The organism is Solibacillus sp. FSL R5-0691, assembly GCF_037974225.1.
In the GTDB taxonomy this organism is placed as follows: Bacteria; Bacillota; Bacilli; order Bacillales_A; family Planococcaceae; genus Solibacillus.
Genome location: NZ_CP150231.1, coordinates 2,695,579 through 2,721,019, shown reverse-complemented (window position 1 = coordinate 2,721,019; position 25,441 = coordinate 2,695,579). Strand labels below are relative to the sequence as shown.

Genomic DNA, 25,441 nt, shown 5'->3' with positions numbered 1-25,441 from the left:
TTTATAGCTGTAAATATTTTATTGACTGAATATTCTTATTTATTTACACTGAGGAAAACAAGACGACATCGAGAGACAACTAGAACTAGACAAAGGAGAGGGTATGTTGTGTTTAAATGGAAGAGTAAAGAGCAGTTAAGGCAATTATTAGGTGAACTTGTACAAGTGCAAAGTGTATCGGGTTCCCAGGCTGAAAAGGATTTTCCTGAAGTTGTAGTGAGTAAACTGTCGGAGCTGGCGTATTTCAAAGAATACCCTGACCATTTAAATCGAACATATTTGAGTGATGGGCGCAGTTTCATTAGCGCATTGGTCAAAAAAACTCCGGTTACGAAAAAGACAGTCGTGTTAGTTAGTCACTTTGATGTGGTGGATGTACAGGATTACGGGAAGTGGAAACAATATGCTTTCGATCCTGAGAAGCTGACTGAACAATTTTACTCGGTGAAAGATAACTTGCCGGAAGCAGTACGAGTTGATCTAGACAACGGAAACTGGTTATTCGGCAGAGGCACGATGGATATGAAGTGCGGGCTTGCTTTGCATATGTCCATTGTAGAACAGGCGACATACGGAGAATATGACGGCAACATTCTTTTATTGACCGTTCCTGATGAAGAAGTAAACTCTGAAGGAATGCGGGCAGCGGTTCCACAACTTGTACAGCTAGCGGAAAAATATAATCTTGAATATACGACGATTTTAAATTCAGAGCCGATGTTCAGCAATTTTCCTGGGGACCTAAATAATTACTTCTATACCGGCTCAATCGGAAAAGCATTGCCGGGCTTTTTATGCTACGGGAAGGAAGCCCATGTCGGGGAACCGTTCGGGGGACTGAATGCGAATTATATGGCATCGGTCATCACAGCTGAAATGGAATTAAATATGGACTTTTGCGAAAAGGTGGGCGTAGAAACGACACCGCCACCAACGAATTTAATTTACCGTGACTTGAAAACGGAGTATTCCACTCAAATTTCGCACCGGGCTGTAACCTTGTTTAATTTATTTTTATTTGAAAGAAGCATGACAGATGTTGTATCAATGCTTCAGCAAAAAGCGATCAATGCGGCAACTGAAATCGAACAGTCCTATATGAGCAAAGCGACAAAGTATTCACAGCATACAGATTTTACACCGCAACCTTTAAAAGTGAAGGTCATGACGTATGAAGAAATTTACGAATATGCGGTGGAGAAGTACGGCGAAGAGCGGGTTGAAGAGCTTCTATCAAACCGTGACAGCGAAAAAGATGACCGGCAGCGAACGATTGACCTCGTTGATCAATTAGCTGCATTATGTAATGAACTGGCACCGGTGATTGTCATTTTCTTCGCACCGCCATTTTATCCGGCCATCAGTTCAGGTAAAACGAGACTCATCAGCAATCTTGTAAATGAGTTGAAGCACTACTCGCATGAAACATATAATATGGAGTTTACCATTCAAAACTACTTTGCCGGAATATCGGATTTAAGCTATGTAGGGTTGCATTATGAAAACAGTTCGATTGAATCGCTTATAAACAATATGCCGATGTGGGATAAAGGCTACTCGCTGCCGATCGAGGATATGAAAAAGCTGAATGTACCGGTCCTGAATATCGGTCCGGTAGGGAGAGACCCGCATAAATGGACAGAAAGACTCGATGCGGATTTTGCGTTTGGACCATTAGTTGATCTCCTTGATTTGACGATCGCAAAGTTATTCGCGGCGCATTATGAGGTAAATGAACAAATCTTGAGCAGTTAATAATCTGCCTTTAACGTTTATCGTTAAATTTGTGATACAGTGGGAATACTAACCGCGAACTAAAGCGGAGTTGGAGGCTTATGATGACAAATACAGTAGATGAATTATTAGAATCGCTCGTGGCAGCGACAGTAAATAATGAAGTGAAATGGAGTAAAGGTACGGAAGCGCTGGAAGATGTGTTGGAAGAAGTTTACGGCAACACGGCAAAGCTTTATTACTTCTTTGATGAAGAAGAAGGTTCAAACATCGTGTTAGCAACGTATCAATATTACGAAGGCGAAGTAGAAGCCGATGAATTTTTAAAAGACGGCATGAGCCTGTTTGTCATCGACGCAGATGACTTTGAAATTTTAAATGAAGTAACAGATGAAGATGCGGACGATGCAAATCTATTCCCGGCTTTAATGGAAGCAATTGAAGAAGCGAAGTAAGGGTTAACGTAGCGGGTGTGGACGGTTTAGGATCGTCTGCATCCGTTATTTTTGAAGTAGGGTCGCTGGAAGAAAGCGGGCCGAGATTTTATTAGAACAATAGAGTGGTTTATTAGAAGAAATTCAAGTGATATTAGAAGAACTGGGCTCGTTATTAGAAGATCCGCAAATTTAAGGTGCAGGAGAACTTTTATTACCCGGTAAAATGGGCGAGAAGAAGCCGTGGCTGGATTTTATTAGAACATTTGAGCGGGTTATTCGAAGATTGAGGCAGGATATTAGAAGAAGTACATACTTTATTTGAACATCCGAAACACTTATTAGAACAAACCGCATTTATATTAGAAGATCGGCAATATATTAGAACAAATAAATTTATATTAGAACTTCTGCGGATATATTAGAAAATCCGGCCACCCCCGGGCGCAAACCCCGCCCCCACCCAAAAAAACGCCCGGAAACCAACCCCGGGCGCCCAACTCAAACAATCAACTACCGTTAGCTATTCAACAGCTCAAACCCTTTCACCGCTAACGGCACATCACCAAAAGGCTTCTGATCGAACTGTTCCTCGATGTAAATTTCCGCCAGCATCTGCTCACGTTCACCGGCCGTTTCGCCATGCTTTACCGCGACAACCGCTTCGTATAGACAGGCAAGCTGTTGCATAAGCGGTTTCGCCTCCAGTGTTTGCATGGCCGGATCCAAAGTGACAAACACTGCGAAACGCTGCTCCACGACAGAGGCCAGCTGCTGTAAATACGGATGGTTCGTCTGCTGTAATTCATTCAGCAGCGTACTATGCGCATTTTTTTGCACAAGACGAATGAGCTCGTGTGCCAAGATGTTCGCAGTTCCTTCCCAAACAGTCAATACTTGCGCATCGCGAAGCAGGCGAGGGAGCACGAAATCCTCGATATAGCCGTTCCCGCCATGAAGTTCAATCGCTTCATGCGTAAACTCGATTGCCCACTCGGCCGTTTCCTTTTTCACTAACGCAATTAACAGGCGGACGAGCTGCTGTTCTTCCTCTGAAGCATTCCCGCGGACAACTTCATCATAGCGCGACACTAAATCGAACAACGCGACAAGCGATGCGTGCCATTTTGCGTGCAGTGCGCCTAACGAATGCCTCACCATCGGAAACTCGGCAACTGTCTGGCCAAACGCGATACGCCCGTTTGTATAATGGACCGCTTCATCCAGTGCGCGTTTCATAATGCCGACAGAAGCTGCGGCATTGCAGATCCGGGATAGGTTAAGCGCTTCGAGCATATAGTAGATGCCTTTGGACGGATCCCCGACGACATAAGCTTTTGCACCGTTAAACTCGACCTCTCCGGATGGGACCGCTTTTACACCAAGCTTATCTTTCAATCGGCGGATCGTAATATGATTAAGCTCACCGTCGTCGTTACGCCATGGTACAGCAAACAAAGTTAAGCCGCGTGAGCCCTGTTTGGAACTAGTAGTCTGGCGAGCAAGCACCATCGCAACACCGCACATCCCGGCATTTGAGGCAAAGTACTTTTCGCCGTATAAACGCCATTCACCTTGTTCAAGTCGCGCTTCCACGACGTTCGCTCCGACATCGGATCCTCCTTGACGCTCCGTTAAAAACGTTGCCCCTTCAAATAATTCCGTATCGCCTGTTGCACAAATATGAGGCATAAACTTCTGCTTCAGTTCTTCAGATGCATAGTGCTCGAATAAATAAGCCGTCGCCATCGTCAATGTAACAGGACAGTAAAAACCTGGCTCAGTTTGCGATAGTAAATAACCTTGCGCAAAGCTGTATACATAATTGCCTTTATGACCTAATTCAGGAATGTCTTTGTGCACATAGCCGACAATCCCTGTTGCATAAGTTTCGGCAACCGTTTTTTTATAGCCTTCGTTTACAATAACTTCACTTACTTCATCACCGTATGCATTATAGCGGCGCAATCTCGGTTCACCTTCCCGGTCCGTCACTTTGGCACGGGCATCGATCGGTCCGGCACAAAGCGCACCGAATGCCGTCAGCTTTTCATCCGCATAATGATAAAAAGACGGCGAAAGCTTTTGTTGAAGTAGCTGATGCAATGTTTGATCAGTTTCATAAAAGTTCTGGCTCTTTTCACGTTTATTGGCTAACACTTGCATTTGCTTCACCTCTTAGCTGTTGTTTTAATATCTTTCCGGAAGCATTGCGCGGAAGTGCTTCAGCTTGCTCAAAGATTTTCGGTATTTTAAACGCGGCAAGTTTTCCTTCTAAATGCTCGCGGATTTCCTGTTCGGAAACAGGGACTTTCGCACAGTAAACCACTTTTACTGTTTCGCCCCATTCAGGATGCGGTACGCCGAACACCGCTACTTCAAAAATCGCATCATGCAGCAGTAACTGATCTTCAATTTCTTTCGGATAAATATTCACACCACCGGAAATAATCACATCTTTTTTACGGTCAACGATGTAAATATAGCCCTCTTCATCAATGCGGGCTAAATCTCCTGAACGTACCCAGCCATCAACGAAAATATTTTGCGTTTCTTCCGGATTTTTATAGTACTCTTTCATATTACCTTCACCATATAAGATAATTTCGCCAATTTCTCCGGGTGCCACATCTTCATTTAAAGCATTAATAACACGCAGCTCTGTTCCAAATGGTGCTCGCTTGCCGATACTTCCTGCCTTGTGAGGGTGGTCGGCAGCATGTAAAATCGAACCGCTCGGACCGGCTTCCGTTAAACCATATACACAAACTAAGTTGTCCGTATTAAACTGCTGCTGAATATATACGACTTCTTTTTCAGAAAGTGGTGCGCCTCCGTACACCCACCATTTCATTGACGACAGGTCCGCACTTGCGATTCGCGGTGAGCCGGCAGTTAGAAGGTAGGCAACAGGTGCTCCAAAGAAGTGCGTCGTTTTGTATTTTTCTACCGTATCTAGTAACAAGTCAGGCGTAAACGTCGGTGTGAGTACAGCGGTTGCCCCGACTAAAATGGCCGTAACCAAAAATAAATTCAATGGCGCAGAATGAGTAAGCGGCATCATAATGAGCATCCGGCTTTCTGGTTTTACTTCCATTTCAATTGCAATCATATGCGATACAGCAAGTACATTGCGGTTTGTCAGTAAAACGCCTTTTGGATTGCCGGTTGTGCCGGATGTATAAAGTAATGTGGAGTCATCGTCCTCTACCAGATCACAACATACAGCTTCATTAGGTTCGGCTTCCTGGAATTGATTGAAGCTTTGCCAGTCATGGACAGCAGGACCTGTTTTTACTTTTAAACCATTGAACATAATCGTAGCGGCCTGTTCGAAAATCAGCTCATGGACAAAGATCGCCTTCGCATCGCTATGATTGAGCACATACTCAATTTCACGCGTGACAAACTTGGCATTGATCGGTACAACGACAGCACCGATACGCTGGATGGCAAAGTAAAGCGCGACGAATTCTTGCACATTTGGCATGAAAATTCCGACTTTATCGCCTTTAACAATTCCGCTTGCACGCAACGAGCTGGCGATTTTATTTACTTGATCATCCAATTGTTGATACGTCGTTTCCTGACCGAGACTAATAACAGCAACTTGATTCGGATACTTTCTTGCATGACGAGCTAATAGATTAGAAATATTCATGATTGGTCCTCCAATAATCGAATTAGTTTTTCCTGAAAAATAGCTTCCGTTTTTTCAATATCTTGACGGATTTCATACAACTCTTGAATCTTCTGGTCAATTTCCTTTATCTTTTGCTGACCGTATTCGATTGTCCGCTCCAGCTGTTTAATACCTGTACGATCAAGGTCAAAAAGCAAAATCATTTCCTTAATTTCTTCCATTGAAAACCCATATTTTTTTCCCCGGATAATTAGTTTGATCTTGGCCTCCTCCCGTTTGGAATAATGGCGCATACCATTATGAGGTCGTGTCGGTTTCAAAATCCCGAGCTCTTCATAGTAGCGCAATGTTCGCGGTGTGAGTGCATATTCTTTAGCGATTGTTTTAATGGATTTCATAAAGACACACCCCCATTGGTGAAAGTATATCATTTACGTTAACGTCAATTTAAAGAGAAATAAAGAATAAAATAGAAAAAAATTTACCGGAAGAGAGAAACGCGAATTATAATTCTATGTAATTTTACTTATCTATAGGAATAAATAATTAAATTTAAAATTCCGAATATTACATATTGTAAAACTATTAATGTACTTGTAAACTTGTCATACAAGCTTAAAACTTTTCATAAACGGGGGGAATGAAATGAAAAAGTCACTTTTATTATTTTTGGTAGCGCTAACATTAATCTTGTCCGGGTGCATAGAACGACGTGAATTCATCACAATCGCAACGGCATCGGCAGGGGGGACTTATTATCCAATCGGGGTTGGATTAGGAAATCTATGGACTGAAATTTTAGTTGAAGACAATGTTAAGGGGACAGGTCAATCATCAGCAGGGTCCGTAGAGAATATTCAGCTATTAAAAAATGAGGAAGCAAAAGTAGCGATTCTTCAAGGGTTAATAGGTGCACAGGCATATGAAGGGCGTGGAGGAAACTTTGAAGGGCGACCTTATAAAGATTTACGTTCAATTTCCATGCTCTGGTCAAACGTTGAACACTTTGTATTGATGAATAATGAGATTGAGACAGGAACGATTTCAGATATCGATCAGAAATCATTTTCAGTAGGTCCGCAAGCATCGGGAACGGAGCAGTCAACACTTGTAATTATGGAAGGACTCGGCTTAACGAAAAAAGACATCACACCTGAATATTTAGGGTACGATGATACGATTTCAGCAATGCGGGACGGGCGTTTAGACGGAGGTTCTTTACCTGCAGGTGTACCGGTTTCATCCATTATGGATATGGCTGCATCAGGTGTGAAAGCTTCTGTGCTTGATGTTACAGATGAACAGCTTGATAGCATTAACAGTATTTTTAATACATGGTTCCGTTTTGTGATTCCGGCAGGTACATATACAGGAATCGATAAAGAAATTAACACAATAGCACAGCCGAACTTTTTAGCAACAACAGCAGAAATGGATGAAGAGCTAGTTTATAAGTTAACGAAGGCGATCTATGAAAACTTGGACAAAGTACATCAAATTCACAATTCTGCGAAAGAAATTCAATTAGATTCAGCACTAAATGGTCTTCCGACACCGCTTCATATCGGGGCATACAAATATTTTGTGGAAGCTGGTTTGGACATACCGGAAAATTTAATTCCACCTGAAGCAGCTGAAGGTCAACAATAAGAATCCATTATGGGGGTGTAATGATGATTTTTAAGAAAAAAGCAAAAGAACTTGATGTAGCAAAGACACTGGAAAACGATAAAGAAGCTGGTGGAGCAACACGTACATTTACCGGTAAGACAGGTTTTATTATTTCGGTACTGTTATTTGCACTGGCGTTTTTCTCGGTATACGTAAACAGTTTGATGAATATCCAGGAAATCTACCGTAATGCAATCTTCCTGACATTTATTTTAGTCCTGACTTTTTTCCTGTATCCGGCAACTAAAAAATCGAGTAAAACGAAAATAACAGTTGCAGATTATATATGGGCGGCATTCGGATTTGCCGGGGGCGCTTACATTCTATTAAATTACTCAACTATTCATAATGTGAAATTCTCAGAGCCAACACTTATCGATTATGTGTTTGCATTCATTACCATTGCCGTATTACTTGAAGTTTCACGGCGCACGATTGGATTATTTATTCCGATTTTGTCGGCAATCGCTTTATTCTTTGCACTTTTTGGTCCATGGTTCCCGGGAATGTTTGGACATGCAGGATTTAGCTTCGAACGCTTACTATACCGCTTGTACATGACAACTGAAGGGATATTCGGAATGACCTTCTCGATTGCAACAACTTATATCGTCATCTTCATTTTATTCGGTGCTTTTTTAAATGCGAGTGGAGCCACACGTCTGTTTAATGACTTGGCATTATCGATAGCCGGCCAACGACGAGGCGGGCCTGCACAAGTAGCTGTATTGTCTTCATCATTAACAGGTATGTTAAGCGGATCGGCTGTAGCGAATGTTGCCACAACGGGTACATTTACAATTCCATTGATGAAGAGCATCGGTTTAAAACCACGCTTTGCCGCAGCGGTTGAGGCGACTGCCTCTACAGGCGGTATGATCATGCCACCTATTATGGGTGCGGCTGCATTCATTATGGCTGGTTTCTTAGGGGTAGGGTACAACGTCATTGTTTTGGCAGCAATTATACCGGCCGTTCTTTACTACGCAGCACTGATCATTGCGATTGATCTAGAAGCGAAAAAGCAAGGGTTAAAAGGAATTAGTAAAGATAATATACCGAATGTTATAGAAGTTATTAAAGCGCGCGGTGTACTAATTTTACCGATTTTGATTGTTATCGGAACTCTAATGATGGGCTTCACTGCATTATTAGCCGGTTTCTCAGGAATTTTCGCCTGTATTGCAGCAAGCTGGTTAACGAAAGACAAAGAATTCCGTATTGGTATTAAAGCAACTGTCAACGCTTTAATTGAGGGTGCACGAGGTGCGATCCAAGTAGCCGTTGCCTGTGCGACAGTAGGTATCATCATCGCTGTCATCACGATGACTGGTTTAGGTTCAACGCTTGCGTACAACATTATTCAAATCTCAGGGAATAATTTAGCGATTATTTTAGTCCTCGTTATGATTACAAGTATTGTACTAAGTATGGGCTTACCATCAACGGCTTTATATATTGTCGTAGCGGTGGCAGCTGCACCAGCCCTGATCGAAGCTGGAGTTAATCCGGTTGCAGCACATTTCTTTGTATTCTGGTTCGGTGCACTTTCAAACATTACACCGCCTGTAGCATTGGCATCCTATACAGCAGCGGGGATAGCGAGAGCCGATGCGATGCAGACATCCTGGACGGCGGTAAAACTTTGTTTACCCGGATTCCTGTTGCCGTTCATGATCGTCTATAACCCGGCGCTTGTCATGCAAACCGATGCGGCAGGGCTTGATGCCATATTACAAATTGCCTTTGCCTTTACAACATCCATTTTAGGTGTTTTTGCATTGGCGACAGCTGTATTTAATTTCTTTACAACAGGTATGAATATGATGGAACGGTTGTTAATGGGGGTTGCATCGATTCTTCTTATTATCCCGGAATTAATTTCAAGTGCCATTGGACTGGCACTCATTATACTAGTGTTAGGAATTCATATTCCACGCGGGAAAAAGGCAAATGCCGAAGTGAATAATTTATCTGTTGAAAGATAGGAGTTTTCTTATGCAAGTAGAACGTAGAAAAGTCGCAGATCAAGTTTTAGATTTTTTAATTGAAATGATGCGTACTGGTGAATTACAGAAAAATACAATATTACCGACTGAAAATGCGTTGGCAACTCGCTTTGGTGTAAGTAGAGCACCCATTCGAGAAGCATTGAAAGTACTCGAAGTTGCCGGTGCTATTGAAAGTAGACAAGGTGGAAGAAGTTTAGTAAAAGAAGTGTCTTTGGCACAATTACTTGATCCGGTTCGATTCCAGCTTATTACCAAACAACAAGTGCTCGATTTACTGGAGTTTCGAATCATTGTTGAATGTGAGGCGGCTGCACTTGCTGCTGAAAGACGAACAGAAGAAGAGCTGATCGAAATTCAAAATCTGGTAAAGCACTTCCAGCATTTAATGGAAGACAATCAGGCGATTGGTCATGAAGAAGATTATCAGTTCCATCAATTCATAATGAAGGCGAGTAAAAATGATTTTATTTCAGAAACGATCAGTAACTTAAGTGATCTGCATCTACGTGCTTTAAAGTTTTCGCTATCTCACAATTTAGGTTGGGATAAGAAACGTCAAGAAGTAGCCAAAGAGCATATGTTAATTGCTCAGGCGATTGCAGAAAAGGACTGTGAAGGGGCAAGACAGGCGATGCGTGAACATTTAAGCAATGCACGTCAAAAAATTCTTAACTTACCAGAAGAGTAACGTCAAAATTACGTTCTCTTCATGGTCAGTAGGTAGGACAATGGGGGAACGATATGGAACAAATCCAACAGCTTTTATATCAGTGCATTCGAGATGATGCACGCATTCTTACAGAAAAGGCGGATTTAGTTAGTTATTCTTACGATGCTTCCTTTGGATCGTATATGCCTGAATTCGTTGTCCAGCCTTTATCAACAGAAGAAGTAGCCTCTGTTATAAAGCTGGCAAATACACATAAGATTCCCGTTTATCCACGCGGGCAAGGGACAAGCTTAAGCGGCGGACCTTTGCCTGTTCGTGGGGGAATTGTGCTTGATCTCTCTCAATGGACTTCGAAATTAGAAATTGACGGGGAAAATATGTTGGCGATAGTATCACCAGGGGTTACAGCACAGGCGATTAACGATGCCGCACTGCGACAAGGTCTTATTTACCCTCCTGATCCGAGCAGTATGAATATCGCGACAATCGGAGGGAACCTCGCTGAAAATTCAGGGGGACCAAAAGGGTTGAAATATGGTGTAACAAAGGATTACGTTATCGGCTTGGAAGTTGTCACTCCTGAAGGCGATGTCATTCGAACGGGTGGGAAAACGATGAAGAACGTAACCGGCTATGATTTAACGAAGCTCATTGTCGGCTCTGAAGGAACATTAGGAGTCATTACAGAGGCCATTTTACGTTTATATCCAAAGCCGCAAGCAACGGAAACATTAATGGCTCAGTTTGATGATATTGTCGATGCAGGACGCGCTATCTCCAATATTTTAAGTGCCGGAATTATTCCCGCAAAACTTGAGATTATGGACAGAGCCTCGGTTGAAGCAGTTGAAGCGTATCGACCATCCGGATTACCGACCAATATTGATGCGTTAATTTTAATTGAATTAGACGGTCATCCAGAAGCGATTAAAGATGAAATTAAACGAGTGAATGATGTTTGTATTAAAGAAAATGCCCGTGCAGTTCAAATTGCGCAAACAAAAGAAGAAGCGGCACAGCTATGGCAAGCGAGGAAACTTGTATCACCGGCAATTGTCCGGCTAAAACCGACGAAGATTTCTGAAGATGCAACCGTTCCGCGCAGCAAAATTCCGGAGATGTTTCAACGTTTAAAGGAAATACGTGAAAAATATAATGTCGACCTTGTCGTGTTCGGTCATGCAGGTGATGGAAATTTACATCCGAATATTATTGCGGACGAACGCGATGCGGAAGAAATGCGACGTGTAGAAAAAGCAGTAGAAGAAATTTTCCGTACAGCTATAGAACTTGGCGGTACGTTATCAGGCGAACATGGAATCGGTACGTTAAAAGCACCATTTATGGAAATGGAGCTAGGGGCAGTCGGGGTAGATATGATGAAACGCATTAAACAGGCTTGGGATCCGAACGATATATTAAACCCGGGAAAAATATTCCCTGAGCCCAATCAAAGGTTTGTGTTAACGAATGACTGAACTAGCATATCAAGAGACACTGAGCTGTGTTCAATGTGGCTATTGTCTGCCAACGTGCCCAACGTATGTAACATTCCAAAAAGAAACCCATTCACCACGCGGTCGTATAAATCTTGTGAAAATGGCTGCCGAAGGGAAAATCACGTATGACGAAATTTCTGAGGCGATTGATTTATGTCTAGGTTGCCGTGCATGTGAAACAGCCTGCCCAACAAACGTAGAATACGGAAAAATTCTGGAGTCGGCGGTCGAAGTATTGACGGTTCATAAAGAACAACAAATGAAAAGTCGGATGAAAACGGTAAAGTCGCTATTATTCAACCAAGTTGTACCGAATAAAAATGTTCAAAAAGTACTTGGTACCGGCTTAGCGATCTACCAAAAAACAGGTCTGCAAAAAGTTATGCACAAAACAAATGCACTAAATATATTGCCGGAAAATCTGCATTCATTTGAAACGATTTTACCAACTGTTGAAGGACCGATGAAGCGAAATAAAAGAAAAATGCATTATCCGGTACAAAATCAAAAACCGGTATTTAAAGTAGGTTTTTTTGTAGGCTGTATTATGGATACGATGTTTTCATCGATCAACACACTGAGCATGAAACTATTGCAGCAAGCGGGTTGTGAAGTGACCGTTATTAAAGAACAAGGCTGCTGTGGAGCGCTTCATCAACATAGTGGTTTATCCGATAAAACGCGTCAATTGGCGAAGAGAAATATTGAAGCATTTGAACAATATGAGTTTGATTACGTAGTAAATAGCATCGGTGGTTGTGGCGCTATGTTAGGAGAATACCCGCAATTATTAGCAGGTGAAGCAGATTGGGTAAAGCGTGCGATCAATTTTTCCGCAAAGTCTGTAGATATTAGCGTTATTTTAAGTCAGCTATCACTGCCCTTTAAAAACGATTTGCCATATGTCGTTACTTACCAGCCGTCTTGTCATATGACAAATGTACAAAAACGTGTAAATGAACCACTTCATATGATCAACAGTATTCCGGGCATTGAGCTGATGCCATTGCCGGAAGCCCATATGTGTTGCGGATCTGCAGGAATATATAACATCATTCGTTATAACCATTCAATGAAAATACTAGATGAAAAAATGAAGCATGTGAAGTTATTGCAACAACGACCAAATGTAATAGTGACGACAAACCCAGGATGCCATTTACAAATGAAGTTAGGGGTAGAGCGTGAAGGATTGGCTGAAACGGTTCGAGTTGTGCATCTTGTCGAGTTGTTAGCTGAAGCATGCGGGATAGAAGCGTAAGGGGGAAAATAGATGTTAGAAGTAGTTATTATTGGTGGGGGGATTGTTGGTTTATCTGTTGGACTAGCTTTAACAGAACGCTTCCCGGATAAAAAAGTAGTCATTTTGGAAAAGGAGAATTCGGTGTCGAAGCATCAAACCGGCAATAATAGTGGTGTGATCCATTCCGGCATTTATTATAAACCTGGTAGCTTTAAGGCCCGTTTTGCTAAGCAAGGAAGTCAGTCGATGGTAGCCTTTTGTGAAGAACATGGCATTGAATATGACATTTGCGGGAAAGTCATCGTGGCAACAGAGCAACACGAACTGCCGTTATTAAAAGACTTATACGAGCGCGGTTTACAAAACGAGCTTGAAATTGAAATGCTGAATGCAGAGCAACTGAAAGAAATTGAACCGCATGTAGCGGGTCTTGCAGCGATTCGTGTTCCGCAGGCGGGGATAGTAAACTACCAGCAAGTCTCGGAGAAGATACGGGAGTTAATAGAAGAAAACGGTGGCGAAATTCGTTGTGGGGTAGAAGTAAAATCAATTGATGAACACAATAATGGTGTGACAATCGAAACGTCTAAAGGTACGGTCGAAGCAAAAGTAATGATTAACTGTGCAGGACTGCAAAGCGACCGCATCGCAAAAATGACGGGATATTCTGCGGATTTAAAAATTGTCCCTTTCCGTGGCGAATACTATAAGCTCAAAGAAAGCAGCCGCAGTTTAGTCAATCATTTAATCTATCCTGTACCAAACCCGGACTTTCCGTTTTTAGGTGTGCATTATACGCGCATGATTGGCGGAGAAGTCGAAGCTGGTCCGAATGCTGTTCTAAGTTTTAAACGGGAAGGCTATAAAAAAACAGATATAAACTTATTTGATATTGCTGAAACATTAACTTACAAAGGTTTTTGGAAGTTAGCCGGAAAGAACATGAAAGAAGGGCTGAATGAGATGGCCCGTTCATACAGCAAAGGATTATTCGTAAAAAGTTTGCAAAAGCTTATTCCGGAAATTCAAGCAGATGATTTAGAACCTGGTGGAGCGGGAGTGCGGGCCCAAGCGTTAAAGAGTGATGGTTCGATGGTTGATGACTTTTATTTCATCCCGGGTAAACGCAGCATTCATGTGCTAAATGCCCCTTCGCCGGCAGCAACTGCATCTCTGGAAATCGGCAAGGAAATTGTTGCAAGATTTGAGAAGAAATTCGAAACGGTTTATTCATAAAAAGATAAAATACCGGAGGCTTAAATTAAAAAAAGCTTTCGGTATTTTTTATTTGTTTAGAAAATGGCATAACTATATATAAAATAATACGCATTTTCGCCATAATCTTATTGACAATTATTATCATTTAGTTTTATTATCTAATTAGTGAAAATGATAATTGTTATCAATTAAATTTAAGGAGCGTTATTCAAATGAAATCGAAAAAGTTTAATTCTTTAATGGCAATGCTTTTCGTGGCAATTGGTTTACTAGTTGTTGCGGGTTGCTCGGATAAAGAAACAAGTTCAAATGAAAACAATGAAGCAACATCAGGTTCTTCAAATTCAGAAGATTCAGCAACACAATATCCAATCGTCATCAAACATGCATTAGGTGAAACAGTAATCGAAGAAAAGCCGGAGCGTGTAGCAACGGTTGCATGGGCAAACCATGATGTGGCACTTGCTCTAGGTGTAGTGCCAGTTGGTTTCTCGGCAGCAAACTACGGCGTACAGGATGAAAGCGGAATGCTTCCATGGACAGCAGAAAAATTAAAAGAGCTGGGCGAAGAAAATCCGAACATCTACCAAGATACAGATGGCATAGATTTTGAAGCCGTTTCGGATTCGAATCCGGATGTTATTTTAGCAGCATATTCAGGACTTACACAGGAAGAGTATGATACGTTAAGCGAGATTGCACCAGTTGTTGCCTATCCGGAAACTCCATGGGTTATTACATGGCGTGACCAAATTCTATACAATGCAAAAGGTATGGGCATGGAAGAAGAAGGTAAACAATTAATCGCTGACACAGAAAAATTAATTCAAGATAAAGCAAACGAATTCCCGGAAATCAAAGGTAAAAAAGCGGCTTTCGGTATGTTTACCGCGACGGATTTATCGAAGTTCTATATTTATACACCGGCTGATCCACGTGGTGAGTTACTGGAAGAGTTAGGTATGGAATATCCGGAAAGCATTAAAGCGCAAGTTCAGGATGAAAGCAGCTTCTATATCGAGTTAAGTGCAGAAAATGCAGATGCTTTAAATGATGCAGAAATTCTAATTGCATATGGCGATGATAATACATTAAAAGCACTTCAGGCAGATCCGATTTTAGGAAAAGTACCTGCAATCCAAAATGGTTCGGTTTTAATTATTCCTGACAACACACCACTTGCAGCTGCAGGAAACCCGAACCCGCTATCACTACAATATACAATCGACGAGTATGTAACTTTAATTTCGGAAGTTGCGAAAAAGTTAAAGTAATATGAAAAGTACATCCGTTTTAGAAAAGAAACAAAATATGATGCCGCGTAATTTTATTAAAGTATCATTGCTTTTGATAATTTTACTCGGACTATGTATACTAGCATCACTTGTATTCGGTTCGCGGATGATTGGCTGGACAGATCTTCTGAATGGGTTATTCCATTCAGAGGCTCAGTCTCATGAAGCGAACGTGATAAGGCAGCGTGTAGTAAGAACGATTTTCTGCCTGCTATGTGGTGCAGCATTAGGTGTTTCCGGAGCGCTGATGCAATCGGTAACCCGCAACCCTATTGCAGATCCAAGTATATTAGGTGTCAATACAGGGGCATCCCTTTTTGTCGTTTGCGGCATTGCCTTTCTAAATATCAGTTCGGCAAACCAGTATATTTGGCTTGCGATAGCGGGAGCTTTTATTACCGCTATTTTTGTATTTGGGATTGGTTCAATGGGGAGAGGCGGCGCAACACCATTAAAGCTCGTGTTGGCAGGTGCGGCTACGAGTGCAATTTTATCTTCACTCGTTGTGGCGATCATGATACCAAGAACGAATGTAATGGATCAATTCAGATTTTGGCAAGTCGGAAGTGTCGGTTCCGGCAGCTGGGATGCCATTACATTATTTATTCCATTTATAGTAGTAGGATTATTAATTGCCTTAATTACTGCGCCGGCATTGAATGCCATGGCATTGGGTGATGATGTTGCGACAGGGCTGGGTGTACGCACAGGTATTGTAAGAATTGTAGCGGCATTAGGTGGCGTATTATTATGTGGTGCTGCAACAGCATTGGCGGGTCCAATCGGCTTTATTGGGTTATTAGCTACACATATCGTACGTCTCGTAATAGGTCCTGATTTACGTTATATTATTCCGATGTCAGCCTTGTCGGGGGCGATTATTTTAACCTTTTCCGATGTGATCGGAAGGCTCCTTGGCAGTCCAAGTGAGCTTGAAGTTGGGATTGTGACGGCCTTTATAGGTGCGCCGATTTTAATTTTAATTACGATGAAAGCGAAAATGCGTGCAATATGATGAATGAAACGATGAAGATGATTAAGACGTCAAGAGTAAAAAGAAAACGCCGGTTTATAATGATGACTTTCTTGATGGTCATCATTTCGCTAGTACTTTGCGGTTTGATGCTTATGCTCGGCAACACAATTTATCCGGTACAGGATGTTATAAAGGTTTTACTAGGTGAACAAGTGAAGGGAGCAACCTTTGCGGTAAATACAATTCGTTTCCCGAGAATGGTTGCCGGTTTGTTTGCAGGCTTTGCATTTGGTGCCGGGGGCTATATTTTTCAGACGATGCTGCGCAACCCGCTGGCAAATCCGAATGTAATCGGAATTACAACAGGTTCAAGTGCTGCAGCTGTATTTTGCATCATTGTATTAAATGCAAGCAATGCAGTCGTGTCGATTGCAGCTGTAATGGGAGGGCTTGCAACCGCAATCTTTATTTATCTGCTGGCAAAAGGCACATCCTTTTCGATTGGCCGACTTATTTTAATCGGAATCGGGATACAGGCAATGCTGACGGCATTTATCAACTATTTGATGCTGATCGGGGATACACATGATATTCCGGCTGCAATGAGATGGCTGAGCGGCAGTTTAAACGGTGCGAAATTAGCGAACCTTTATCCGCTAATCCTGATCGTATGTATTTGCACACCGATCTTAATGTATTTTGCGAAGCGTCTGGAAATGCTGGAACTTGGTGAACAGGCGGCAACATCTCTCGGCGTCAATACAAATCAAACAAGAGTCATCCTTATTATTACATCGGTGCTCATGATTGCATTGGCGACTGCTGCAACCGGTCCGATTGCCTTTATTTCCTTTTTGGCAGGTCCGATTGCAAAGAAATTAGTAGGTGTCGGATTTTCTGGTCTCATTCCTGCAGGTTTAATCGGTGTTATTTTAGTATTGGCGGCAGATCTAATCGGACAGTTTGCTTTTGAGACACGTTATCCGGTAGGGGTCATTACAGGAATAATTGGTGCACCCTACTTAATTTATTTATTAATCCGAATTAATCGGAAAGGAGATTTATGATGAAATCGACACATACATTCCAAACGGAAAATCTTGTTGCAGGCTATGACAACAAAGCGATTTTACAAGGTGTTAGTCTAGCGATTCCAAGCAATAAAATCAGCATTATTATCGGTTCGAATGGTTGTGGGAAATCGACACTTTTAAAAACGATGGCACGATTAATCAAACCAATCTCCGGCCAAGTATTGTTGGATGATAAATCGATTAACAAAATCCCGCCGAAACAGCTTGCACGTGTTTTAGGACTCCTTCCGCAATCACCGATCGTACCTGAAGGCATCACGGTTGCTGATTTGGTTGGACGGGGCCGGTTTCCGCATCAGAGCTTTTTAAAAGGCTGGTCAACGGCGGATTATGAAGCGGTAGCAGAAGCGATGGAAATGATGAACATAACGGAACTTGCCGACAGTCATATCGATGAGCTGTCAGGAGGGCAAAGACAACGTGTATGGATTGCCATGGCACTAGCACAGCAAACCGACATCTTGTTTTTGGACGAACCGACTACATACTTGGATATTACGTACCAAGTGGAGATTTTGGACTTATTGACAGATTTAAATCGTAAGCATGGTACGACAATCGTGATGGTGCTCCATGATATTAATTTATCCGCCCGCTATGCCGACTATATTTTTGCTTTGCATAAAGGTCGACTCGTTTCGGAGGGAACACCAGCAAACGTAATTACGAGTGAATTGATCAAAGATATATTTAATTTAAACTGTGTTGTCACACAAGACCCTGTTTCGGATTCGCCTTCAGTTGTCCCGATCGGAAGACATCATTCGAAGTCCGGAATGCTTGTTTAGCTGCAACTTAGTCAATGGAACCTGAAGGCGACTGCGCGAAAAGCGTAATTGTCCGACAAATGAAAAGAATGGAGTGTTTCGAATGAACGATATTTATGATGTAACGATAATTGGCGGTGGTCCAAGCGGATTATACAGTGCGTTCTATGCAGGGTTGAGAGATTTAAAAACAAAAATTATTGAATTCCAGCCGACGCTCGGCGGGAAACTCCACGTTTATCCTGAAAAGATTATTTGGGATATTGGTGGTATGCCTCCAACACCAGCACAGCAAGTCATTGAAAATCTCATTAAACAGGGACTGACATTCAAGCCAACCGTATGTCTAAATACAAAAGTCGATTTCATCACAAAAAAAGAAGATTTGTTTGTGATTGAGACAAGTTCAGGCGAAAAACACTATTCGAAAAAAGTGATCGTTGCAGTAGGTGGCGGCATTATTAGTCCGATTAAATTGCATATTGAAGGTGCGGAAAAGTATGAAGTATCGAACTTGCACTATACAATTCGAGGCATCCAAAGCTTTAAGGACAAGTCACTGCTAATTTCAGGCGGCGGTAACTCGGCGATTGACTGGGCGAAGGATCTGATCGGTATTGCCAAGCAGATTACCGTCATTTACAGAGGCGAAAAGCTATCTGCTCACGAAGCACAAATCCGCCATTTGCAGGATAATGGCGTTCCGATCGTTACAAATACACAGATTAAAACACTTGTAGCGAATGAAACGAAGACGAAAATTGAAGAAGTCATTTTGGAAAACGTCGTAACAAAGGAAACATCGAAAATTGTAGTAGATGATGTCCTTGTAAATCACGGCTATGACCGGGATTCTTCATTTACTTTTGATGCGGCACTCTCTCCGGAAAAAGATAAAGATTACGACTATTATTATTTGACGGACGGTAAGGGGCTGACATCGGTTGACGGGATTTATGCTGTTGGCGATATTTCCAAATATGATAACAAAGTTTATTTAATTACCGGTACATTCCAGGATGCGGTCAATGCGATCAACGCTATCAAAATTAGCCTTGAACCGACAGCAGATCAGTACGCAAAAGTTTCTTCGCATAATGAAGTATTCGAAAAACGCAACCGTGAACTGATGAAGGACATGCTTGTGAATGGATAGTATGCTGAATAAAATAAATTAAATAATCACAACGCAGAAGTTTACGTGAACTTCTGCGTTTTTTAATGTTGGAAGGATAGTAATCGATTATAATGGAAGTATTATGGGAATTGATGCATGTGTGAAAGGAAGGGGAGTGCTATGGTTTTCCAAAGAGTAGTTAATTATAAATGGCTTTTGATCGCTTGTGTCATTTTACTTGGCAATATTGTTGTTTATCAGTTGTCGTTTGTTTCTGCGCTTTCAGATGAGCAAGTACAAGGAATGGTAATCGGTTCACTAATTGACTGTGCGGTTGTGGCACCGGCACTTCTCTTGCTGCAAACGGGCAAATGGGCGGTCAAAAATTTTGTTGTCTTTGTTGCTGCGGGTATTTTATTTGCCCGACTCGTCATCCCTAATGGATTGATGGAACCTTTCCGCTATATAACTTTTTCTGCAATTGCAGTAGAAGCAGGATTGGTTTTGATGGAGTTAATCATTTTATTTGTTTTCATAAAATATTTACCAAGTATTATTCGAGCGGTCAAATTAGAGCAGGAGCAACTTATCTTTTCATTTCCTCGAATTGTTAGAGAGAAAGTAAAAGATAACGTATTAATGAGAGTTCTTTGCCAGGAGCTGCTTGTATTTTATTATGCGTTTTGCAGCTGGAAGAAAAAACAGCCAGGCGGATATTCCGTTCATAAAAATACGATGTATATTCCTATGTTATTTATGATTTTTCATGCAGCACTATTTGAAGCAATTGCATTCCATTGGTTTTTCCATGACCGCATACCGGTTTTAGCTTGGGGGCATACAATTCTCTCACTTTATGGACTACTATTCTTGCTGGCCGATTTCCGCGCATTAGTACTAAATCCGGTCCGTATCGAAAACGGAAATTTATATCTTTCCAACGGCTTATTGAAACAAACAAAAATTGACTTGAAAAATATTTCTCAATTGCATACATCTATACAAGATGAAGAAATTTATCATTTTAAAGTGTTAGGAAATACAGAGGAACAGCCCGACTTTGTGCTGGAGTTGAAGGAACTGCAGACAATCCAACTGGTAGGCGGATTTGAAAAAAGAGCAAAATTTATAGGAGTGTACTTAGACGCCCCTGCCCTGTTACGTAGCGAAATAGAGTCAGCGATAATAGATAAATAGTGTAAAAGATGAAGAAATGGGGTATAGATTATAGAACGCAATGTTATGAGGTGAGAAGATGAACATTCGAATATTAGGTTATAAAGATGCTGAACAATATAAAAAGGTTAGATTACACGGGCTTTTACATTCTCCAACATTATTTAGCTCGTCTTTTGAACATGAGAACAATTATACGGTTCCGGAAATTGAACAACGTCTTCGTCCGCAAGCAGATATTTTTACGCTTGGGGCATTTGAAGACAACGAGCTGATTGGAATTGCAACGTTTAAAAGAGAAACAGGTGCAAAACTGAATCATAAAGGCGTTCTTGTCGGACTCTATGTTATGCCTGATTCAAGAGGAAAAGGTGTAGCACGGGATATGATTGAAGAATTGTTGCGCCTGTTACGTGAAAACGAAGGTCTTGAACAGCTTCATTTAACTGTTGAGTCTACAAATGAACAGGCAATCTCCCTCTATGAATCGCTAGGATTTAAGCGATTTGCTAAAGAGGAGCGTGCCCTAAAGGTCGACGGAAACTATTATGATCAAGTGTGGATGTTAAAAGAGCTATAGCTATTAAGAATTAAAACATGAGATAATATTGAAGTTTTTTAGAGAGGGGAAAAACTCTTAATAAGTAACGGATATTTAAAAAATTGTTTGGAATGAAGGGCGACTCCAGCGGGAAAAGCATGACGCCTGAGACTAGGAACAAAAGCTAAGAACGCCACGTCCTGTGGCAACGCTTTTGTGACCAACATCCTGTTGGCCTCATGCCCGCGGAAAGCGTCCCGGAATGGAAATCAATTTATACGCATAGCAAAAAAACAGCATTTTTCTCATTGAGAAAAATGCTGTTTTTGGATTATATGCTAGCTTTTTTTACGTTATATAGCACTCCCTGCGGAGCCTTTTGATAAACGTTCTGAAATGATCAGAACAATGAGGATTAAAACAATCTGCAGCACACCATATGCGCATGCCGTACCAAACTTGAAGGCATAAAGCTTCTGGAATATGGCAACCGACAATGGAATCGTCGACGTATTATAAATCAAGATTGAAGCAACGAATTCCCCGATACTTTGGACAAAAGCAAGCAATGTACCGGCAAGAACACCGGATAAAGTAAGCGGAATGACAATTCTTCTGAATGTATACCACCACGATGCACCTAAACTTCGCGAAGCCTCCTCCACGGATTGATCCAACTGCATAAGGGAAGCCGATGTCGACCTGAAGACAAGCGGCAAATGCCGGATAAAATACGCAAGCGGTAAAATCCAGAAAGACCCGATCAATACTTGATTGAATGTAAATGCACTTTCCGTAGAGAATGCCGCGATTAAGTTAACTGCTACAACCGTACCCGGCAATGCCCACGGAATCGTAATTAAAATATCGAGCGCTGTTTTCCCTTTAAAGCTAAGTCTGACCATTGCATAGGCAGCAGCAACACCGAATATAATATTGCCGACTGTTGCGATGAAGCCCATTTGCAGCGAGTTCCAAATCGGCCGCCATGTCCGCTCATCCGTAAAGAGGGCTTTATAATGGTCGAGCGTATATTCGGTCGGCAAAATTTGAATGGTCCAAGCCCCGTCTTTTGAAAAGGATATTAAAATTAACACTAAAATCGGCAGGATTAAAATCAGCGTCCCGATAAAGGATAGTGCAACCGCCAAATACTTTATCGGCTTCGAGCTCACTTCCGAGCGGTGAACACTGATTCCTTTACTTAAATTCTGATAGTTACGTCGGTTTTGATACCAGCGCATAATAAGTAAAAAAGTGATGGACACGAACGATAAAATGGTTGACTGTGTAGCCGCCATATCCAAGTTGCCGTTTGTCCGCGATAAATAAATTTGCATCGTCATTGTACGTTCAACCCCGAACATGAGTGGCGCGGTATAAGATGCCATCGACACCATGAAAACGAGGAGGGAAGATGCGATGATAGATGGGGTAAGCATCGGCAAAATAATCTTCCGCCAAACCCGTATCCGGCTTGCACCAAGACTTGTTGCGGCTTCTTCCAAAGAAGGGTCAAGCCCTTTAATAGCTGCTGAAGCCGTTAAATAGAAGTACGTATACATCGTAAATGTATGAACAACAATGACACCCCAAATCCCTTTTAAGGCAAACGGAACATCTTCCAATTGAAACATCTGCTGAAATAAGCGCGGGAAGATACCACTTTCACCATATAAAAATGAAAAGGATAAAACCCCCACCAATGGAGGCAATGCCATTGGGACAAGTACTAAAATAGAGAGCAGACGGCGACCCGGAAAATCGTAGCGTTCCAGTAAAAAGGCCATCATTACCCCAACAACGGCACAGCAGATGACACTAATAATCGATATATAAAAGCTGTTCCAAAGTGCCTCTAAATTGGCTGTACTTTCTAAACTAAAAAACTTCTGATAGTTTGCCAGCTGATTGTCGCCGGCAAAACTCTGAATGAAAGTTGAGTAAAATGGATAAATAACATAGGCAAACAATATTAAAAACAGCGGGGAGATAAGAATATAGACAAAATAGCGTGATTGTGTAAGACGAGACCACCAACTCGCTTCGTATGTGTCAACGGATTTTTTGCTCATTGTGTGCCTCCTCTCTTATTCTCCTAGGAAATAAATATTTTGTTTCGGGATATGTAGTTCAATCATATCGCCAGCTTGCAGTATTGCCGTACCCCGACTAATAATCATTGCTTTTAATGTTGTATCATTCCATTTGATAAAGTAATTTACGCTGAGTCCGGTAAACTCGATCAGCTCGACGATACCTGTAATGGCATTTTCGCCAGGACCGCTTTCAAATGCTTCAGGACGGACGGATACATGAATTTCGTCTCCAATTGATGCTTGAAGACCCGGTGCCAAGTTTTCTGTCAGTCCTTGCAGTTCAAGACCTTTGTCATTTGTCACAGTAATAATATTGCCCTCAATCGATTTTACTTTCATCGTAAGTAAATTTGTCTCTCCGATAAAAGTGGCGACAAAGCGATTGTTTGGTCGGTGATAGATTTCCTGTGGTGTACCGATTTGTTTGACGACGCCATGCTCCATTACCATAATGCGATCCGACATGGCCATTGCTTCAGTCTGGTCATGGGTAACGTAAATTGTCGTCACACCAAGCTCTGACTGAATCCGTTTAATTTCAATCCGTGTTTCTTCACGCAACTTTGCATCCAGGTTGGATAATGGCTCATCCAGCAGCAAGATGTCCGGTTCGATGACAAGCGCTCGTGCCAAAGCGACACGTTGCTGCTGTCCACCTGATAATTCATTAATTTTGCGTGTGCCATATGGTCCTAAATGAACGAGCTCACGTATCCGGTCAACCTTTTCTTTGATCGTTTTTTTATCATACTTTCGGATTTCCAGACCGAATGCGATATTTTCATTGACGGTCATATGCGGGAAGAGTGCATAGTTCTGAAACACCATTCCGATATTACGTTTGTTAGGCTGCAATGTTGTGACATCCTGATTGTCAAAGTAAATTTTTCCTTGAGAAGGGTAGTAAAATCCGGCAATCATCCGTAATGTTGTTGTTTTACCACAGCCACTCGGACCTAGAAATGTAAAAAATTCACCCGATTTTATATCCAGCTCTAAATCTTTGACGCTTACGACATCACCGAATTTTTTTGAAACGTCGTTAATATGAACAGCTTTCATCCAATCCAACTCCCTTCACACCGACAAATTGGGAAAAGAAAGACCTCTTTATTCAGAGGTCAGTCCTATAACTGCTATTTGCCTTTTCCTTTAATGTTTGTATCCCAGTATTCCATCCATTCCGCTTCTTTATCGGACATTACTTGCCAATCGATATCAAGTGGTTTTAAATCCAGCTCTTTATACCAGTCAGGCATAGCATCTTCCGCAATATCCGTACGTGTTGGAATTTGGTAATACTCTTTTGAAAGTTCAACCATCGTTTCTTGATCGAACAGGAATTCCATAAATAATTTCGCATTTTCTTCATTTTTAGCATTATTTACAATACCGACTGCATCGACTAAAATCGGTGCACCGCTTTCCGGATAAATAAAGTCAAATGTGTAATCCGTTGTATGTTTTTTCAGTAAAATATCCTGCAAGTTCCATAACGAAATTGAACCTTCCTGGCGTGCCAGTTTTAAATACAACGCGTTAGGATCTTGTGTATATTCTTTTGTGTTCGCATCAAGTTTCATCAGCCAGTCATAGCCTTTTGATGGATCATCCGCACCCTGGCGGAAAATCATAGAAGAATAAATTGTACGCATCGTTCCTGAAGCAAGAACACCGCGAATTAAAATTTCATCTTTCCACTTTGGATCAAGTAATTCATCCCAATCCTGTGGTCCTTCTTCCGGTGACATCACATCACTGTTAATCATAATGACTTCAGGTAACAGCATCTCACCAACCCAGCGATTTTGCTCATCCTTATGAAGAGGGTCAACAGAATCGATAAATGAAGGATCCCATTGTAAAAGCAAATCTTCATTTGCGGCAACCATCATCGCTGACTGTGTACCGCCCCACCAGAAATCGCCTTGCGGGTTCGCTTTTTCACCACGCACACGCTCTAAAATCTGCTGAGCACCCATTGTCATGTATTCCACTTCGATATTCGGGTAACGCTCATTAAACTTTTCGATAACACCCTGTACCATGTTTTCGTCACGCCCAGTGTAAATGACGAGCTTACCGGAAGCATTTTCTTCTGTTGTGCCTTCTGTCGTGCCGTTATCACCTTGAGCTGTATCATTTGATGTCTCTTCGGAGTCCCCACACGCAGCTAAAACTAATAAAAGAGTTGTGAGAATAAGAGCAAGCCAAGTAAACCTTTTCATTCAATGTCCTCCTTACATATAGTT

General features: G+C 41.7%; 21 protein-coding genes. 15 read left to right on the top strand and 6 right to left on the bottom strand.

Annotated features, from left to right (window positions below; genetic code table 11):
* Positions 1–108: 108 nt before the first annotated feature.
* Both MKY51_RS13725 and MKY51_RS13720 read left to right on the top strand, forming a co-directional pair.
* On the top strand, positions 109–1,755 hold the full coding sequence (locus MKY51_RS13725) for a M20/M25/M40 family metallo-hydrolase (protein ID WP_339172983.1): 1,647 nt from the start codon (positions 109–111) through the stop codon (positions 1,753–1,755).
* An 83-nt stretch (positions 1,756–1,838) separates the two neighbouring features.
* A complete protein-coding gene (locus MKY51_RS13720; protein WP_339172981.1) occupies positions 1,839–2,189 on the top strand; it encodes a hypothetical protein in 351 nt (116 codons plus the stop codon).
* Between the two features lie 498 nt (positions 2,190–2,687).
* On the opposite strand, the gene MKY51_RS13715 is transcribed toward MKY51_RS13720, so the two are convergent.
* Genes MKY51_RS13715 through MKY51_RS13705 form a run of 3 tightly spaced genes read right to left on the bottom strand, consistent with a single transcriptional unit; the run spans position 2,688 to position 6,209 of the window.
* A complete protein-coding gene (locus MKY51_RS13715; protein WP_339172978.1) occupies positions 2,688–4,334 on the bottom strand; it encodes an acyl-CoA dehydrogenase family protein in 1,647 nt (548 codons plus the stop codon).
* Complete coding sequence (locus tag MKY51_RS13710; RefSeq protein WP_339172976.1) at positions 4,315–5,829, bottom strand: AMP-binding protein; 1,515 nt, start codon at positions 5,827–5,829, stop codon at positions 4,315–4,317. The genes MKY51_RS13715 and MKY51_RS13710 overlap by 20 nt, the downstream gene beginning before the upstream one ends.
* A complete protein-coding gene (locus MKY51_RS13705; protein WP_339172974.1) occupies positions 5,826–6,209 on the bottom strand; it encodes a MerR family transcriptional regulator in 384 nt (127 codons plus the stop codon). Before MKY51_RS13705 ends, MKY51_RS13710 begins: the two co-directional genes overlap by 4 nt.
* Positions 6,210–6,456: 247 nt before the next feature.
* On the opposite strand from MKY51_RS13705, the gene MKY51_RS13700 reads away from it, so the two are divergent.
* The 13 genes from MKY51_RS13700 to MKY51_RS13640 all read left to right on the top strand — a co-directional run bounded on the left by MKY51_RS13700 (position 6,457) and on the right by MKY51_RS13640 (position 21,129).
* The gene (locus tag MKY51_RS13700) at positions 6,457–7,461 is read left to right on the top strand and encodes a TAXI family TRAP transporter solute-binding subunit (protein WP_339172972.1); all 1,005 of its coding nucleotides are present in this window, start codon (positions 6,457–6,459) and stop codon (positions 7,459–7,461) included.
* A gap of 23 nt (positions 7,462–7,484) precedes the next feature.
* The gene (locus MKY51_RS13695) at positions 7,485–9,470 is read left to right on the top strand and encodes a TRAP transporter permease (RefSeq protein ID WP_339172970.1); all 1,986 of its coding nucleotides are present in this window, start codon (positions 7,485–7,487) and stop codon (positions 9,468–9,470) included.
* A 10-nt stretch (positions 9,471–9,480) separates the two neighbouring features.
* Positions 9,481–10,182, top strand: coding sequence for a FadR/GntR family transcriptional regulator (locus MKY51_RS13690; RefSeq protein ID WP_339172967.1), 702 nt, complete (start codon positions 9,481–9,483; stop codon positions 10,180–10,182).
* Positions 10,183–10,235: 53 nt separating this feature from the next.
* Complete coding sequence (locus MKY51_RS13685; protein ID WP_339172964.1) at positions 10,236–11,642, top strand: FAD-linked oxidase C-terminal domain-containing protein; 1,407 nt, start codon at positions 10,236–10,238, stop codon at positions 11,640–11,642.
* Positions 11,635–12,924, top strand: coding sequence for a (Fe-S)-binding protein (locus MKY51_RS13680; protein WP_339172963.1), 1,290 nt, complete (start codon positions 11,635–11,637; stop codon positions 12,922–12,924). Before MKY51_RS13685 ends, MKY51_RS13680 begins: the two co-directional genes overlap by 8 nt.
* A gap of 12 nt (positions 12,925–12,936) precedes the next feature.
* Complete coding sequence (lhgO, locus tag MKY51_RS13675; protein ID WP_339172961.1) at positions 12,937–14,142, top strand: L-2-hydroxyglutarate oxidase; 1,206 nt, start codon at positions 12,937–12,939, stop codon at positions 14,140–14,142.
* Between the two features lie 194 nt (positions 14,143–14,336).
* On the top strand, positions 14,337–15,398 hold the full coding sequence (locus MKY51_RS13670) for an iron-siderophore ABC transporter substrate-binding protein (RefSeq protein WP_339172959.1): 1,062 nt from the start codon (positions 14,337–14,339) through the stop codon (positions 15,396–15,398).
* Between the two features lies 1 nt (position 15,399).
* A complete protein-coding gene (locus MKY51_RS13665) occupies positions 15,400–16,434 on the top strand; it encodes an iron ABC transporter permease (RefSeq protein ID WP_339172957.1) in 1,035 nt (344 codons plus the stop codon).
* Entirely contained in the window at positions 16,431–17,462 is a 1,032-nt protein-coding gene (locus MKY51_RS13660) for an iron chelate uptake ABC transporter family permease subunit (RefSeq protein WP_339172955.1), read from the top strand. The genes MKY51_RS13665 and MKY51_RS13660 overlap by 4 nt, the downstream gene beginning before the upstream one ends.
* Entirely contained in the window at positions 17,462–18,277 is an 816-nt protein-coding gene (locus MKY51_RS13655; protein ID WP_339172954.1) for an ABC transporter ATP-binding protein, read from the top strand. The genes MKY51_RS13660 and MKY51_RS13655 overlap by 1 nt, the downstream gene beginning before the upstream one ends.
* An 82-nt stretch (positions 18,278–18,359) precedes the next feature.
* Positions 18,360–19,412 carry an NAD(P)/FAD-dependent oxidoreductase gene (locus MKY51_RS13650; protein ID WP_339172953.1) on the top strand — a complete coding sequence of 351 codons (1,053 nt, stop codon included), beginning with the start codon at positions 18,360–18,362 and terminating at the stop codon, positions 19,410–19,412.
* Between the two features lie 141 nt (positions 19,413–19,553).
* Positions 19,554–20,570 carry a hypothetical protein gene (locus MKY51_RS13645; protein WP_339172952.1) on the top strand — a complete coding sequence of 339 codons (1,017 nt, stop codon included), beginning with the start codon at positions 19,554–19,556 and terminating at the stop codon, positions 20,568–20,570.
* A gap of 58 nt (positions 20,571–20,628) precedes the next feature.
* Positions 20,629–21,129: a GNAT family N-acetyltransferase gene (locus tag MKY51_RS13640; RefSeq protein ID WP_339172951.1), complete on the top strand. Its 501-nt coding sequence runs from the start codon at positions 20,629–20,631 to the stop codon at positions 21,127–21,129.
* Between the two features lie 314 nt (positions 21,130–21,443).
* Here MKY51_RS13640 and MKY51_RS13635 read toward each other — a convergent pair whose 3' ends face one another.
* The 3 genes from MKY51_RS13635 to MKY51_RS13625 form a co-directional block, all read right to left on the bottom strand.
* Positions 21,444–23,165 carry an iron ABC transporter permease gene (locus tag MKY51_RS13635; protein WP_339172949.1) on the bottom strand — a complete coding sequence of 574 codons (1,722 nt, stop codon included), beginning with the start codon at positions 23,163–23,165 and terminating at the stop codon, positions 21,444–21,446.
* Positions 23,166–23,180: 15 nt separating this feature from the next.
* The gene (locus MKY51_RS13630) at positions 23,181–24,251 is read right to left on the bottom strand and encodes an ABC transporter ATP-binding protein (RefSeq protein WP_339172947.1); all 1,071 of its coding nucleotides are present in this window, start codon (positions 24,249–24,251) and stop codon (positions 23,181–23,183) included.
* A gap of 74 nt (positions 24,252–24,325) precedes the next feature.
* Positions 24,326–25,417 carry an extracellular solute-binding protein gene (locus tag MKY51_RS13625; protein WP_339172945.1) on the bottom strand — a complete coding sequence of 364 codons (1,092 nt, stop codon included), beginning with the start codon at positions 25,415–25,417 and terminating at the stop codon, positions 24,326–24,328.
* Positions 25,418–25,441 lie beyond the last annotated feature (24 nt).

What these genes read in the sequence shown, in the direction of transcription:
- MKY51_RS13660 (WP_339172955.1), top strand. Translation starts at nt 16,431, where the DNA reads ATGATGAATGAAACGATGAAGATGATTAAGACGTCAAGAGTAAAAAGA.
- MKY51_RS13665 (WP_339172957.1), top strand. Translation starts at nt 15,400, where the DNA reads ATGAAAAGTACATCCGTTTTAGAAAAGAAACAAAATATGATGCCGCGT.
- MKY51_RS13645 (WP_339172952.1), top strand. Translation starts at nt 19,554, where the DNA reads ATGGTTTTCCAAAGAGTAGTTAATTATAAATGGCTTTTGATCGCTTGT.
- MKY51_RS13695 (WP_339172970.1), top strand. Translation starts at nt 7,485, where the DNA reads ATGATTTTTAAGAAAAAAGCAAAAGAACTTGATGTAGCAAAGACACTG.
- MKY51_RS13630 (WP_339172947.1), bottom strand. Translation starts at nt 24,251, where the DNA reads ATGAAAGCTGTTCATATTAACGACGTTTCAAAAAAATTCGGTGATGTC.
- MKY51_RS13680 (WP_339172963.1), top strand. Translation starts at nt 11,635, where the DNA reads ATGACTGAACTAGCATATCAAGAGACACTGAGCTGTGTTCAATGTGGC.
- MKY51_RS13670 (WP_339172959.1), top strand. Translation starts at nt 14,337, where the DNA reads ATGAAATCGAAAAAGTTTAATTCTTTAATGGCAATGCTTTTCGTGGCA.
- MKY51_RS13705 (WP_339172974.1), bottom strand. Translation starts at nt 6,209, where the DNA reads ATGAAATCCATTAAAACAATCGCTAAAGAATATGCACTCACACCGCGA.
- MKY51_RS13715 (WP_339172978.1), bottom strand. Translation starts at nt 4,334, where the DNA reads ATGCAAGTGTTAGCCAATAAACGTGAAAAGAGCCAGAACTTTTATGAA.
- MKY51_RS13650 (WP_339172953.1), top strand. Translation starts at nt 18,360, where the DNA reads ATGAACGATATTTATGATGTAACGATAATTGGCGGTGGTCCAAGCGGA.
- MKY51_RS13655 (WP_339172954.1), top strand. Translation starts at nt 17,462, where the DNA reads ATGAAATCGACACATACATTCCAAACGGAAAATCTTGTTGCAGGCTAT.
- MKY51_RS13625 (WP_339172945.1), bottom strand. Translation starts at nt 25,417, where the DNA reads ATGAAAAGGTTTACTTGGCTTGCTCTTATTCTCACAACTCTTTTATTA.
- MKY51_RS13640 (WP_339172951.1), top strand. Translation starts at nt 20,629, where the DNA reads ATGAACATTCGAATATTAGGTTATAAAGATGCTGAACAATATAAAAAG.
- MKY51_RS13685 (WP_339172964.1), top strand. Translation starts at nt 10,236, where the DNA reads ATGGAACAAATCCAACAGCTTTTATATCAGTGCATTCGAGATGATGCA.
- lhgO (WP_339172961.1), top strand. Translation starts at nt 12,937, where the DNA reads ATGTTAGAAGTAGTTATTATTGGTGGGGGGATTGTTGGTTTATCTGTT.
- MKY51_RS13690 (WP_339172967.1), top strand. Translation starts at nt 9,481, where the DNA reads ATGCAAGTAGAACGTAGAAAAGTCGCAGATCAAGTTTTAGATTTTTTA.
- MKY51_RS13720 (WP_339172981.1), top strand. Translation starts at nt 1,839, where the DNA reads ATGACAAATACAGTAGATGAATTATTAGAATCGCTCGTGGCAGCGACA.
- MKY51_RS13700 (WP_339172972.1), top strand. Translation starts at nt 6,457, where the DNA reads ATGAAAAAGTCACTTTTATTATTTTTGGTAGCGCTAACATTAATCTTG.
- MKY51_RS13710 (WP_339172976.1), bottom strand. Translation starts at nt 5,829, where the DNA reads ATGAATATTTCTAATCTATTAGCTCGTCATGCAAGAAAGTATCCGAAT.
- MKY51_RS13635 (WP_339172949.1), bottom strand. Translation starts at nt 23,165, where the DNA reads ATGAGCAAAAAATCCGTTGACACATACGAAGCGAGTTGGTGGTCTCGT.